General features: G+C 37.4%; 12 protein-coding genes. 4 read left to right on the forward strand and 8 right to left on the reverse strand.

The features are described from left to right. Positions 1-6 precede the first annotated feature (6 nt). The 4 genes from GMD78_RS06310 to GMD78_RS06325 all read left to right on the forward strand — a co-directional run bounded on the left by GMD78_RS06310 (position 7) and on the right by GMD78_RS06325 (position 4,457). Positions 7-291, forward strand: coding sequence for a hypothetical protein (locus tag GMD78_RS06310; RefSeq protein WP_155667985.1), 285 nt, complete (start codon positions 7-9; stop codon positions 289-291). Between the two features lie 78 nt (positions 292-369). Beyond that, the gene (locus GMD78_RS06315; protein WP_155667986.1) at positions 370-585 is read left to right on the forward strand and encodes a hypothetical protein; all 216 of its coding nucleotides are present in this window, start codon (positions 370-372) and stop codon (positions 583-585) included. Positions 586-1,491: 906 nt separating this feature from the next. Then, on the forward strand, positions 1,492-2,877 hold the full coding sequence (locus GMD78_RS06320) for a class II fumarate hydratase (RefSeq protein ID WP_155667987.1): 1,386 nt from the start codon (positions 1,492-1,494) through the stop codon (positions 2,875-2,877). A gap of 77 nt (positions 2,878-2,954) precedes the next feature. Further along, positions 2,955-4,457 (forward strand): nitrate/nitrite transporter, encoded by a 1,503-nt coding sequence (locus tag GMD78_RS06325; RefSeq protein WP_155667988.1) that lies wholly within the window; start codon positions 2,955-2,957, stop codon positions 4,455-4,457. A 53-nt stretch (positions 4,458-4,510) separates the two neighbouring features. Here the strand turns inward: GMD78_RS06325 and narI are convergent, their stop codons facing one another. The 8 genes from narI to GMD78_RS06365 form a co-directional block, all read right to left on the reverse strand. Then, positions 4,511-5,206: a respiratory nitrate reductase subunit gamma gene (gene narI, locus GMD78_RS06330; protein ID WP_155667989.1), complete on the reverse strand. Its 696-nt coding sequence runs from the start codon at positions 5,204-5,206 to the stop codon at positions 4,511-4,513. Positions 5,207-5,240: 34 nt separating this feature from the next. Further along, on the reverse strand, positions 5,241-5,843 hold the full coding sequence (gene narJ, locus GMD78_RS06335; protein WP_155667990.1) for a nitrate reductase molybdenum cofactor assembly chaperone: 603 nt from the start codon (positions 5,841-5,843) through the stop codon (positions 5,241-5,243). After that, a complete protein-coding gene (narH, locus tag GMD78_RS06340; RefSeq protein WP_155667991.1) occupies positions 5,830-7,350 on the reverse strand; it encodes a nitrate reductase subunit beta in 1,521 nt (506 codons plus the stop codon). The genes narJ and narH overlap by 14 nt, the downstream gene beginning before the upstream one ends. Next, positions 7,340-11,020 carry a nitrate reductase subunit alpha gene (locus tag GMD78_RS06345; RefSeq protein WP_155667992.1) on the reverse strand — a complete coding sequence of 1,227 codons (3,681 nt, stop codon included), beginning with the start codon at positions 11,018-11,020 and terminating at the stop codon, positions 7,340-7,342. The genes narH and GMD78_RS06345 overlap by 11 nt, the downstream gene beginning before the upstream one ends. After that, complete coding sequence (locus GMD78_RS06350; RefSeq protein ID WP_155667993.1) at positions 11,004-11,294, reverse strand: hypothetical protein; 291 nt, start codon at positions 11,292-11,294, stop codon at positions 11,004-11,006. Before GMD78_RS06350 ends, GMD78_RS06345 begins: the two co-directional genes overlap by 17 nt. A 24-nt stretch (positions 11,295-11,318) precedes the next feature. Then, complete coding sequence (locus tag GMD78_RS06355; protein ID WP_155667994.1) at positions 11,319-11,636, reverse strand: hypothetical protein; 318 nt, start codon at positions 11,634-11,636, stop codon at positions 11,319-11,321. Between the two features lie 24 nt (positions 11,637-11,660). Further along, a complete protein-coding gene (locus GMD78_RS06360) occupies positions 11,661-12,080 on the reverse strand; it encodes a hemerythrin domain-containing protein (protein WP_155667995.1) in 420 nt (139 codons plus the stop codon). Between the two features lie 223 nt (positions 12,081-12,303). Then, entirely contained in the window at positions 12,304-13,917 is a 1,614-nt protein-coding gene (locus GMD78_RS06365) for a hypothetical protein (protein WP_155667996.1), read from the reverse strand. Positions 13,918-14,041: the final 124 nt, after the last annotated feature.

Below are 14,041 nucleotides of genomic sequence, written 5' to 3' on the forward strand. Positions count from 1 at the left end.
ATTTTTATGAAAGCAAATGATTTGGAAAGAAAAAAATTTGATAAAGCATTAGATGATATTCTCGATCTTTTTAACAATCTTGAAGATGACGTTCCAATCATTAATTTTAACGAGGAAGTAATCGAAAATATTGAGCTAGCCAAAAAGAAATATGGCGATGATACAATTGATGAGAAAATAAACGCTCTTGTACGTGAAATGCTTTCCTGGTTAGATTTAGAAGATGTTGAAACCAATGATAACACAGAGGACGAGGACGAAAAAGAAGCAAAAGAAGATGAGGATAAATAATATTGCATCAGAAATAAGGTTATGATAAAATAAGAACATATATTCTAGAACGTTTGTTCTTAATAAGTGGTGAGTAGTATGAATAGATGGTTAATCCAATCAAAGGAACAAAAGAAAAAAATCATGATTTTTTATATGGACCGCAATAATAATGTGACCCAGCGAATTATTCGCGTTGTCGAAATTAAAGATGAATCTATTGTAGCCTTTTGCTATTACCGAAAAAAAGTTCGTACATTTCGCAAAAGTCACATTCTATCTGCGGGCTCAGTAAGAAAAAGGGTTGGGGCATAACCAAATTTATCTTTTCTGGTTAAAAATCCCTTTCTGCATACGTAGTACACAACCATTTTGCTCAAAATTATGGATCATTCCTTTATTATGAATATCCGTACTTCCAACATAATAATGAGCATGAAAGTGATTTTTTAAATCTTCAAGGAGATCTTATGGGTATCAGTACCTAAACCTTTGCCTCTCATAGGAAGAGTTATTCCCAAATAAAACAACCTACCTTCATCCTCTGTTCCCATTTCAATATGAGGAATACTTATACCAACCATTGTCCTTTATAAAATAATAACAATGCGTGCACCATTTTTTCACCAAGCTCTACTTCTAATGAATTCATTACTTGATCCATGGACTGCTGCTCGTTTTTATTGGCAGTGCCATTCCTACAAAGCTTATATAAAGTGAATCGGACATTTACGGGCAGTTGATCCCCCGCTTAACCTCCTTGGTTTCACTTCGTAAGTTTGAAGTGGCGGTTTTACAGCCCGTTATATGCGGGATAAATCAGCAAATTGTTGGTCACTTATTCTACCTTCATCCAATAAATAACTACGTATATCCATTTTTATTTCAGGTAAATGATCAAGCAACGATGGATATTCAACAATAGTTTATATCTTGTGAAAAGCTCTTTCGTACATCCAATCCTCATACTCCTCCCCCATTAATACAGAAAGGAAACATACATTCTCTATCTTCCAGTATTGACTTAATTATTGAATCTGCCTCAGATAGTCTTCTTGATTACTATCATTTTTTTCTATCTGATCTACTAACCAATACTCTTTTTTACCTTTTATAATATTAAATAATTTCATTTTGTGTCACCTCATTGTTTCATGTTTATTCCACTAAACTTTGGTAACAATAACCACATATTCATTATGACATATAAGGAGAGAGAACATGTCACTTTCCGAAAATTTTCGCACGGAAAAAGATACGTTAGGAACAATAAAAGTTCCTAAAGATGCTTATTATGGTGCTCAAACACAACGAGCGATTGAAAACTTTCAAATTAGTAATAAACGATTTCCTCGTTCTATTATTCGTGCACAGGGATTAATAAAAGCTTCCGCTGCTGCAACAAATATGGATTTGGAAATATTGCCTCCAACGATTGGGAAGGCAATAATCCAGGCTGCTGAGGAGGTTGTCAACGGAAAATGGGATGATCAATTTGTATTAGATGTCTACCAAGCTGGAGCTGGAACTTCACAGAATATGAATGTAAATGAAGTAATTGCTAATCGGGCTACGGAGCTAATGGACCCACGTTCAGGTGTGGAGCGAATCCATCCAAATGATCACGTAAATAAGAATCAATCCACAAATGACACGTTTCATGCAGCAATGCAAATTGCCGCTATTGAAATGATCAATGAAAAACTCCTTCCGATTTTGCAGGATCTATATAAGGAATTGGATAGAAAGGCAACTGAATTTATGCCAATAGTTAAATCCGGTCGTACCCATCTACATGATGCAGTTCCAATGCGATTAGGACAAGAATTTTCTGGCTATGCAGAAACCATTCATTCTCTCATTAAACAGCTGCAGCATTCTGCAGATAAATTATATGAAGTTGGTTTAGGTGGAAATGCAATTGGAACAAAAGGAAATGTGCACCCAGATTATCATGCCAAAATAATAGAGGAAATTAACAGAAGAACCAATCTACCTTTCCGTCAACCGAAAGTAATTTTTGAATTCATGCAAAATACTGGTGCTCCGATTCGTGTCATGACCACACTAAAGGAGATCTCAGTCCACCTTATCAAAATCACTAGTGATTTAAGATTATTAGCTTCTGGGCCACGAACTGGTTTGGCTGAAATAACCTTACCATCTGTTCAACCTGGATCTACAATTATGCCTGGAAAAGTAAATCCAGCAATTCTAGAAATGACACATATGGTTTGCTGTCAGGTGATTGGGTATGAAACAGCAGTTGCAACAGCGGGAACAGCTAGTCAATTAGAAATAAATGTCATGATGCCACTAATTGCCTATACCCTACTAGAATCAATTGATATTATGTATCATGCTGTATCAACACTTATTTCCAAGTGTATAAGCGGAATTCAGGGTAACGAGAATATTTGTAAACAGTTTATGGAATCAAGCTTAGCCCTTGTTACTGCACTTAGTCCCATTATGGGCTATGATCGTGCATCACAAATTGGGAAAGAAGCAGATGAAAAAAACATAACAATCAAACAAACACTAGAACAAAAAGGCTTACTTACACCTGAAATAGAAAAAGCACTGGAACCAAAAGGCTTGATATAGAGGGGAAAACTATTTCTACATGGTCCTTAATAAATTTTATCAACCACTAATAAACAAAGCTTGAAAGGGTGATAGATATGAAAAAACCAGGACTACAGCTCGGATTACAAACTTCTGGCCTCTTTATTGGTTTTATGATATGGGTGTTAATTTCATCATTAATGTCCTATATACAAACCGATATTGCGTTAACATCAGGGCAAGCCTCCTTAGTAACTGCGATTCCAGTTATCCTGGGTTCGTTAGCCCGTATCCCGATAGGTTTCTATACGGATAGATTAGGTGCTAGAAACATGTTCCTAATCAGCTTTCTCATTCTTCTATTTCCTGTCTTTTATATTAGTATCGCAACTTCGTTTGTTGATTTAGTAATCGGTGGATTAATACTTGGTGTTGGTGGAGCCACTTTTTCAATTGGTGTTACTTCCTTACCTAAATATTATCCAAAAGAAAAACATGGCTTTATTAATGGCGTTTACGGAGTAGGAAATATCGGAACCGCTATCACTACATTCGGTGCACCAATGATTGCAGAAGTATTCGGATGGCAAAACGCTGTACGTTCATTCATCATATTGTTAATAATTATTGCTGCACTTGTGTTCATATTCGGAGACAGAAGAGAATCGACAACAAAAAATTCTTTAGTTGAGCAGGTTAAAGGGGTTTATCAAAATGCAACATTATGGTTTCTCTGTTTATTCTATTTTATAACCTTTGGGGCATTTGTTGCTTTTACGATGTTTTTACCAAGTTTTCTCGTTGAAAACTTTGAATTAACCCCAGTAGATGCAGGAATCCGTACAGCTATCTTTATAATCATTGCGACGTTACTTCGTCCTGTTGGTGGACTCTTAGCAGATAAATTTAATGCATTTATTATTTTAATGTTTGTTTTTATTGGTGTCGCGCTATCTGGAATACTATTGTCTTTTTCCCCAGACATTATCTGGTACACTGTTGGATCTCTTGCTGTTGCTATAACGGTTGGGATTGGTAATGGTACCGTCTTTAAGCTAGTACCACTATACTTTTCTAAACAAGCAGGGATTGTAAACGGAATCGTCTCAGCAATGGGAGGATTAGGAGGATTCTTCCCTCCTCTACTCCTAACGGCTGTTAGTAATATAACTGGTCAACATGCTATCGCCTTTATGCTACTATCTGAATTTGCGTTAGTAAGCTTTGTAATTGTCATATTCATGTACTATCAAGACCAAATGAATATTGAAAGACAAATCATTGAAGGAACAGCAGAAGGAATTATGATTACAGACAAAAATGGAGTTATTAAGAATGTTAACGCTGCCTTCACACGTATCACCGGTTATTCGAAGGAAGAAGCCGTTGGAAATACGCCTAGTCTACTTCAATCAGGTAAGCATGATGCTGGTTTTTATAAGAATATGTGGATGACAGTGGAAGAGCAAGGATTTTGGGAAGGAGAAATACACAATAAACGAAAAAATGGAGAAATATACTCTGAGCTACTTACAATTAGCCCAGTAAAAAATAATGTTGGTGTTACGAAGTATTATGTTGGTATTTTTAATGATACTTCTTCAGTAAATAGACCATAGTAAAGACATGAAAAGACCTGACGTACCAAGTTGTCAGGTCAATTTATTCTCCATTATAATCCCTGTCTTTTATAATTAGACCTGGATCGATATTGCTGAGGTGGTCTTGTTGGATATTTAATAGGGATACTAAATATGTGTACTAATTTGGTAAAGGGAATGGACGCAAACAAAGCAAATGCAGCTATCACGTGAATTTTAAAAATCATAGGAACATTTTCCATTAAATCATATCTAGGTTGAAACATAAACAAACTACGAAACCACGGACCAATAGTTAAACGATATTCATATTCTACAACTGTTGTATTATAAATAATGGTCATATAGGTTCCAGTCGCTGCCACAAAAAGCACAGCTAGCACAGCGAAAAAGTCTGAAAAAGTTGCTTTTATACGAACAGGATCAATCGTTATTTTTCGAATTAACAATATAACCACCCCTGCTACAACCATTAAACCGACAAGTCCTCCGCCATATATTGCTCCAAAATGATACGCATGATCAGAAATCCCAAGAGCATGATAAAATTCGATTGGAATAACCATCCCCATTACATGTCCAATAAATGCGAATATAATCCCCCAATGAAATAACGGGGAACCAAACCGAAGCCATTTTTTCTCCAAAAACTCTGTAGAAGGTGCTGCCCACGTTAGTTGCCTAAAGGCATAACGATAAAGAAGGCCTAAAATCATGATCGTTACTGTTATATACGGGAATATGACCCACCAGAAAATCCCGGTCATAAACACCCCTCCTCTTGAAATATAATTGGATACCTTACTGATACATAATCGGACAAGGTAATTCTTCTAAGTCTGCATCTTCCCGGTTGTTCTCCAATTCTTCTATTTCTTCTTTCGTCGGGTTTGGAAACACATGATCCATAAGTAAACTAAAAAGACCAGCGTATGGATTTGCCAAGTCAAGATTTTTTATAATCCGTTTGATACCAACCCCCATACGACTTATTAGTCTTTCTTTATCTTTGGAAGGAGGGGCAACAGATAAAAACTCTAGGAGCATCGGGATATAATCCCCTAGCTCCTTGTTTTCTATTTCAAAACCAGCCTGTTTAATAATATTTTGCAATCGAATCAAAGCAGCCCCTCTTCTTGAACTGTCACCTAGTTCATGTGCAGTTAAATATAATCCTGTCTTTGTTTTCAAATCAAATGTGTTTACATATAGTTCTTGAATTTCCTTTTGTGAGAGCAGCTTAAAAGAGAGAAAGGTTTTCTTCCATTCCGCCCTCACCTTTTCAGATTCTAATGATTCGTAAACAAGTGCATTTAATTCTTTTAGATCACTTTTAAAATGGTCTGAAGGATAACCTAATAAACGAGAAACACTTATTAATAAAATTCGTTTATCCCGATTCATAATTTTTTTCTCTCGCTTTCATATAACCAAATGTTGGGTGCAGACCTTCTTGTGGAGCTAAATCTTCTAGACTACACGTGCCTTGCTTGTAATGTAAGTCATCGTCCATTTCTCTTCTACCAGTTGGAATCACATAACGTTCATCATATTTGGCAATTCCTAATAAGCGAGCCATCTCTTCAATTTCCTCGGGGCTAGTATTCGCTTGTTTTACCAATTCACTTTGCTTAAATTCATCAACGCCACCAACAGTTTTTCCTCGCATGTATACCCGCATTGCAGACAATTTCAAGAGCACCTTACGTACGACCTCCTTATCGTCTGCAGCTAAAATAGAAGCTAAGTATTCTACTGGGATCCGCATTTGATCAACAGCAGGAATATAACCATCTGTGTTTAATTCATCCTCATTTGTAATATGATTCATAATTGGACTTAGTGGCGGTACATACCAAACCATTGGCATGGTGCGATACTCTGGATGCAATGGTAGTGCAATTTTCCATTTCATCGCCATCTTATACACAGGTGATTCCTTTGCCGCCTCTAACCAAGCGTCATTAATTCCAGCTTCTCTTGCCTCAGATTGTACCTTAGGGTCAAATGGATCTAAAAAGCAAGATAGCTGTGCTTCATATAAATCTTGCGGGTCTTCTACAGAAGCCGCTTCTTTCACTTTATCCGCATCATACAGTACAACCCCAATATAACGAATTCGACCGACACAGGTCTCCGAACAAATCGTTGGTAACCCAGCTTCTGTTCGTGGATAACAGAAATTACATTTTTCTGCCTTGTGAGTATTCCAATTGTAATAAACCTTGTGGTATGGGCAGCCATTTTGGCAAAAACGCCAACCACGACAGGCATCATGATCTACTAGGACGATTCCATCTTCATCACGCTTGTACAAGGCACCCGATGGACAAGAAGCTACACAGGATGGATTTAAACAGTGTTCACAAATCCTTGGTAAATACATCATGAAGGTTTTTTCATATTCCATCTTAATATGTTCTTGCATCTTTTCTACGTTTGGGTCGAGTGGAACAATTTCACTCCCACCCGCCAAATCATCATCCCAGTTGGAACCCCATTCTGGTTTATCCATGTATTTACCAGTAACTTGTGATTTCGGTCTTGCTACTGGAAGATGGTCGCTTTTTGGACTATGAATCAGATGATCGTAGTCATAAGTCCATGGTTCATAAAAGTCTTCCATTTCTGCCATGTTCGGATTATAAAATATATTTGCCAGCTTCGATATTGGCCCACCTGCTCTAAGTTTTAACTTTCCATTATTCAGTTCCCAACCACCTTTATAGCGGTCTGTGTCTTCCCAGCGTTTTGGATATCCTGGTCCTGGTCTGGTTTCAACATTATTGAACCACATATATTCCGTACCAGGACGGTTAGTCCAAGTGTTTTTGCATGTTACCGAGCAGGTATGACAGCCAATACATTTATCTAAATGCATGACCATGGCAACCTGTGCCTTAATTCTCAAGCCAATCAACCTCCTTCAGCTTTCTGATAACAGCCATCGTGTCTCGCTGATGACCGGTTGGGCCATAGTAGTTAAATCCATAACTTAATTGTGAATAACCACCAATCATATGCGTTGGTTTCAACGTAATACGTGTAACACTGTTATGCGTACCACCACGTTTTTTATTAATGGTTGTCCCTGGTACTCCCATCGTTCGGTCTTGTGCATGGTACATGTAAACCATCCCTTTAGGAATTCGGTAGGTTAACACAGCTCTAGCAGCAATAACCCCATTACGGTTATATACTTCAATAAAGTCATTATCCTTAATTCCAATGGACTTACCATCCTCTTCATTCATCCATACGACCTGCCAACCTCTAAATAATTGGACCATCGGCGTTGCTTCGGTGAACATCGTATGAATTCCCCATTTTTGGTGAGGGGTTAAATACCGTACTATTAACGATTGACCATCATCTTCTATACCTTTTTCATTTTTCATAAATGGCCCTTTTGTAAGTGGTGGCAAATACAATGGCAATGCTTCACCGAAGTCCAACATCATCTCATGATCCAGGTAAAAACTTTGTCTACCCGTTAATGTTCGCCATGGAATGTTGTATTCAGTGTTTACAGTAAATGGGGAATATCTTCTACCATCCTTCTCCATACCACTCCACATTGGTGTAGATATAGAAGTTCGTGGTTGAATCGTTAAAGACCGTAGAGTAAAATCCTCTTCCTCTCGATTTTCAGCAATTTCGGTTAGTTTTTGCCCTGTTTTTGCCTCCATCGATTTCCAACCTTCAACTGCCCGCTTTCCATTGGTTGCACCTGACATCAGCAAAATTGCGTCGATTGCCTTTTTATCAGTAAGTAAATCTGGATTTCCTTTCCCGATTCCATCTCGTTTAGATGTACCTAGACGATCTTTTAACTCTTCAAAAACCTTATCTCCAGGAAGTTTTACTCCTTTTCCTCCATACCCCTTCTTCATATTCGGTCCAATTGTCGTCATTTTTTGATAAACGTTTGGATAGTCACGAGTAACAATTTTTAGATTGGGCATCGTTTTTCCTGGTATTGCCTCTACTTCTCCTGTTCGCCAATCCTTGATCTTGCCATGAACTTGTGCAATTTCATCTGGCGAATCATGTCCAAGTGGTCGCATTAACAATTCTTCCTTGGCAGGTAGATGGTCTTCCGCCAGTTCTGAAAACACCTTGGCAATTTCTCTAAATGAATCCCAATCACTTTTTGCTTCCCAAGGTGGAGAAATCGCAGCATTAAATGGGTGGATAAATGGATGCATGTCCGTACTGCTAATATCAAATTTTTCATACCAGGTTGCAGTAGGAAGAACGATATCCGAAAACAGGCCTGAGCTAGTCATACGAAAATCGATACTAACAAATAAATCTGTTTTCCCTTCTGGTGGTACATCGGATACATTTACGGCCTCTGGTTGCCAGGAATGCTCGGTATCCGTCATGACCTGATTATCTCCACCAATTAAGTGTTTCGCAAAATATTCATGACCTTTTCCACTATCCCCTAACAAGTTTGAACGCCAGTTAAAGAACACTCTTGGGAAATTTCTTGGATCGTCGGGATTCTCAATCGACCACTCAATCTCACCAGCTTTAATTTTTTTCACAACATCCTCAATGATTTCCTTCTCATCTTTTGCACCTTGTTCCCTGCTTTCCTTCACTATATCAATGGAGTTTTGTGAGAACTGTGGAAATGATGGAAGCCATCCTAATCTTGCAGAAAGTGCATTTACATCTGCCGGATGCATGTGATTGTATTTCCCGTTCCATGCAGATTTCTTTTGATTACTTTCTGTTTCATAGCGAAACTGTTCCGTTGCAAAATAAAAAAATGAGGTACCATTTTGTAGTCTTGGGATGTTCCCCCAATCACTTACAAAAGAAACTAAATTCCAGCCCTCTACCGGACGCACTTTTTCTTGACCTACATAATGAGCCCAACCTCCTCCGTTCACTCCTTGTGAACCTGTAAGGAGAATAAGATTAAGTATCGAGCGATAAATTTGATCACTATGATACCAGTGATTGGTTCCACCACCCATAGCAATCATGGATTTTCCTTTGGTACGGGCAGCATTATCGGCAAATTCTTTTGCAATTTTAATTACATGATTTCGATTTACACCAGTTATGCTTTCCTGCCATGCTGGTGTATATGGCTTTTCATCGTTGTAATCTTTCGGATAATCACCAGGTAACTGACGATCTACCCCAACATGTGCCATCATTAAATCGTAAACTGTTGTAACTTTTAATTCGTTGCCAATATGATCTTTCAAATGCTTTACTGGTACTCCTCTAGTCACTGCTCCACCTTCTTCATCAGCAAAATACGGAAAAGTAACTTGAGTAATTTCATCAGATGCATCAATAAAGCTTAGCTTCGGATCAATTGGAGATCCATCATCTTTTTTCATTTCTAGATTCCACTTATTTCCGTTATCCCAGCGGAATCCCTGGCTACCATTTGGAATTTCGATTTGGTTAGCGTTTTCATCCCAGACAGCAGTTTTCCATTCTCCGAGCTTGTGAGAGTCATAAATATCTGAAGCTCGAAGGAATCGGTCGGTTCGATATTCATCCCCGTGTTCTCTTAAAATCACTAGAAATGGTAGGTCGGTAAAACGCTTTACATAGTCAATAAAATATGATGTTTGTTGTTTGACATAGAACTCCGTTAAGATAACGTGTGTCATTGCCATCGCTAATGCTCCGTCTGTTCCTGCACGGGCAGGCAACCAAACATCAGCAAATTTTTCATATTCGGCATAGTCAGGACTAACTCCAACTACTTTCGTTCCGTTGTATCTTGCCTCTACCATAAAATGGGCATCGGGGGTTCTCGTCTGTGGTAAATTGGTGCCCCAAATAATGAAATACTTGGTATTATACCAATCTGCACTTTCAGGAACATCCGTCTGATCTCCCCACACTTGTGGTGATGCTGGTGGAAGATCAGCATACCAATCGTAAAAGCTTAATAAAGTTCCTCCTAGCAAGGAAAGAAAACGTGCACCACCAGCATAGCTGATCATTGACATAGCTGGGATTGGACTAAAGCCAACAATTCGATCTGGTCCATACTTTTTGATCGTATAAATTAGTGAGCTAGCTATAATCTCACAAATTTCTCTCCAGTCTGCACGGACAAAGCCACCCCTACCACGTGCTTTTACGATTTTATTTCTTTTTTCGGGATCTTGTTGAATATTTTCCCAAGCTTGGATTGGATTATATCCTTGTTTTTTTTCTGCCTTCCAAAGTTCAAATAAGTCGCTACGTACATATGGATACTTCACTCTAGCTGGACTATATGTATACCACGAAAAGCTTGCTCCCCGTGGGCAACCACGAGGTTCATATTCTGGAAAATCATCTCCGGTTGATGGATAGTCCGTTTGTTGTGTTTCCGATGTAATAATTCCATCCTTCACATAGATTTTCCAGCTACAAGAACCAGTACAGTTTACACCATGAGTGGAACGAACAATTTTATCATGCTGCCATCTTTGACGATAGATTTCTTCAGAGTCTCTTGGTCTAGGGCTTTCCTCAGTCCATCCATCATTAATCTCTTTTCCTCGCTTTAAGTATTTAAACGATTCCAGTAATTTATTACTTCTCTTGGCCATACGGAGTTCTCCCTTCAAGTATGGGATCAATTGGATTAAATCTTTCTCCAACCAATTTAAAGCTAGCATTACCAGACTCTAGCTCCTCTAGAAAAATTCGTAATGTGGGAGCGTTTGCTGCAACTAATATTAGACGTTCGAGATTCTCCAAATCATTGATTTCATATATTTTCTCCACAATTCCTGGTGCAATATCGCCAAATCGCATTCGTAACACATGCAATAAATCTTCACGGTCCTGAACGTAGTCAGCTTCATGTTCATATTGAAACAAATCATTTTCCTCCTTATGTACAAACTATGGTGCCATCATTTTAAAGTAGTCGTCGATTAAAGCTTTTTTACATGCTTCTCCCGTCGATTCTACAAATTCCTTTACTTCCTTACTTAATTCTTTTACCTGTTCATGTAAAAAAAATTGTTCTTCTTTTTTGGAAAAATGCTTTCCAAAACGAACAATAACTTGAATTCCATCCTTTTTCTTTATCGCCCCTATTTGAACGTCATAAGAATGTATATGGTAGAGATGTTCCAATTCGGTCGTGATATATCGATATAACTTTGGCGAAACTATTACCAAAGACTGAACGCGATTTTCCGATTTTGAGACGCTCACCTTCTTCACCTCCATGGAAGATAGTTAATGATGTGGTAGAATTCTTTCTTCTTCTAAATTATGAAACATATCAACATGAACTAAGGCATGAAATTGTTGAAGTACTTCATCATTGATACCTTCATTCTCAAGTGTTTCTTTTATCTTCTTAACGAAATACCGCATCGTGTTATGATCACGAGTTAAGGCTATTACGTCATTCTCTAGCTCTGGGGATTCCTCAACTAAGTCTTTATAGAGTCCATTCTCTTCCGCTTCAGCATGTCTTAATGTACGGGTCTCCCAGTGTTCAACCGTTATGTAAGCTATTTCCAATGCTTTTTCCTTTTGCTCATCCTTTAGTAGTTGAGTTAGAATATCATTTAACTCTCTTGCCTCACTTAAAGCGGCCTCATGTATGGCAGCATGACTATCAACTTGCTTTAAACCAGGACCAGAAACCATTTAGATACACCTCCTTCAAAGATAAATACTTTATGGAAAAATTAGCTTTGTTATGGCATTTATGGCTAAAACCTTCGTTTCCTTATGCATCATAAAATGCTTATTTTTCTTATTCTTATCTGCCAAAAAATAAACATTAACCATTATGATGCACAACTACCAAATTTATACATAAAAATACCTGTCACTTGTCAAATTTCGACAAGTGACAGGCACTCCTCAGCTAAACTATGTTTCTCTTTTGATGAAATAACAATGTTATTCCAATTAGGATAATTATTGCACCGATCATGAGTAAATCATGAACGCTTGTTGCTGTATTTGGAAGTGGCTTACCCACTGGTTCATCATCAACATTATTATTATTATCTACAACGATACCGTTTTCTTGATCAGACTTATCTTCTACATTTGCAACAACGTCTTCTGTGTTTTCCCGACTAGAGTATTCTTCAAAAACTGCATACGTACTAAAGTGGTTTACTTCTACTGAAATTTCACCATCATTATATGTCCCCCCAACAAGCTCCCATGTATTGTTTTTTTCATTTAAATAGTAGACTGCAAGCTTATTTGGGTCCGTAACTAAATCATTATCTACTAAAAATACCATCCTTACCGGTGCGTCGAATTGAGTTATTGGGTCACTATCCTGGGAGATTGTGAAGTCGTAGACTGTTCCTACCGCACCTTCTACTCCTCTTACCCTATTAAACATGACATCAGTAGCCGTTAGACTGGGTAATATACTTGTTGGGATAAATAACTCAACATCTTTCCTATCAATATGAATCATACCATCGATGTTACCTAAAGCCTCAATCATTTCATGCTTAAAATGTGCAGTTATATTATCTTTATCTTTCCATTGCTCCAAGTTATAAGTTAAAGTCCCTTTTTCAATTAAATAGTGGTTTATTGCATCTATATTAAATTCATTATCTATTGTCTCTGGATCAACTATCAATCGTTTAAATTTAGTAAACGAATTATCTTCCTTACTTTTCGATGGCGTATTCACATTCCGTTCCAGACTTGATTTAAAATTACCTGAACTATCATAAACAGCAAATATCAATTTGTATGTAGTGGAAGGCTCCAAATCTTCTATTACTACCCTTCCTTCATCTAATTCTGTAAGGCATGGTGTATCTTTATCTTCTAGAGAACAGCTTTCTACTTTGGAATCAACACCAACGTACATATATGCAATTCCTTCTGGTATATCTTTATTATAGACGGACCAATCTATTGTAAGTGAATCAGGCTCTGATTTGAGATCTATATTTAAACGATTTAAAAATTCGATGTTTTCTCCATTCCAGAAATCTCCATAATCCGAATAAAACTCCGTATAACCTCTCAAAGCCTCTTGATCTTCAAAACTTAATTGCTCAAATTTTACTAGTTCTTTTTCTGCATATTCGATTGCTGGAATTTGTGTACTATTGAATTCTTTTTCATATTCAGATGAAATTTCAATTGAATTAACTTCCATAGCTGATTTATGTACGGATTTCAATAAGAGTTCACTTTTTTTGTTGTCTAGTCCAAACTTCATACTGTGAGCAAGCATGAATTGTTTTGCCATTAACAAATGATCATTACTATCTACTAACGCTTCTAACACTTCCGGCAAAAGCTCTACACTATTGATTACCTCTTTCTCATTTTCATCTAGAAATATTTGTACTAAGTTCCCATTTTCAATCTTTTCATCTACTAAAACTAATTTGTCATACGTGTTCTTTTCTTCTGCTTGAAGATAATTATAATTAGACGTTATAAAAGCTAATACTATCCCCACAAGCAAAATTGAACGAAATAATCTATTCATTCTCCAACCTCCAATTTTTGTTAAAATGCTCACATATAATTATTCGGCAAATTATTCAATAATTTAAATATTTTTTAAACGCGCCTGTCACTTGTCAAATTTCGACAAGTGACAGGCACTCCTC

The sequence above is a fragment of the Ornithinibacillus caprae genome (genome assembly GCF_009728145.1).
GTDB classification, from domain to species: Bacteria; Bacillota; Bacilli; order Bacillales; family Amphibacillaceae; genus Ornithinibacillus; species Ornithinibacillus caprae.

Bases quoted from the DNA above. Each gene is read 5' to 3' on its own strand.
- GMD78_RS06320 (WP_155667987.1), top strand. From the start codon at position 1,492: ATGTCACTTTCCGAAAATTTTCGCACGGAAAAAGATACGTTAGGAACA.
- GMD78_RS06325 (WP_155667988.1), top strand. From the start codon at position 2,955: ATGAAAAAACCAGGACTACAGCTCGGATTACAAACTTCTGGCCTCTTT.
- GMD78_RS06365 (WP_155667996.1), bottom strand. From the start codon at position 13,917: ATGAATAGATTATTTCGTTCAATTTTGCTTGTGGGGATAGTATTAGCT.
- narI (WP_155667989.1), bottom strand. From the start codon at position 5,206: ATGACCGGGATTTTCTGGTGGGTCATATTCCCGTATATAACAGTAACG.
- GMD78_RS06360 (WP_155667995.1), bottom strand. From the start codon at position 12,080: ATGGTTTCTGGTCCTGGTTTAAAGCAAGTTGATAGTCATGCTGCCATA.
- GMD78_RS06310 (WP_155667985.1), top strand. From the start codon at position 7: ATGAAAGCAAATGATTTGGAAAGAAAAAAATTTGATAAAGCATTAGAT.
- narJ (WP_155667990.1), bottom strand. From the start codon at position 5,843: ATGAATCGGGATAAACGAATTTTATTAATAAGTGTTTCTCGTTTATTA.
- GMD78_RS06315 (WP_155667986.1), top strand. From the start codon at position 370: ATGAATAGATGGTTAATCCAATCAAAGGAACAAAAGAAAAAAATCATG.
- GMD78_RS06345 (WP_155667992.1), bottom strand. From the start codon at position 11,020: ATGGCCAAGAGAAGTAATAAATTACTGGAATCGTTTAAATACTTAAAG.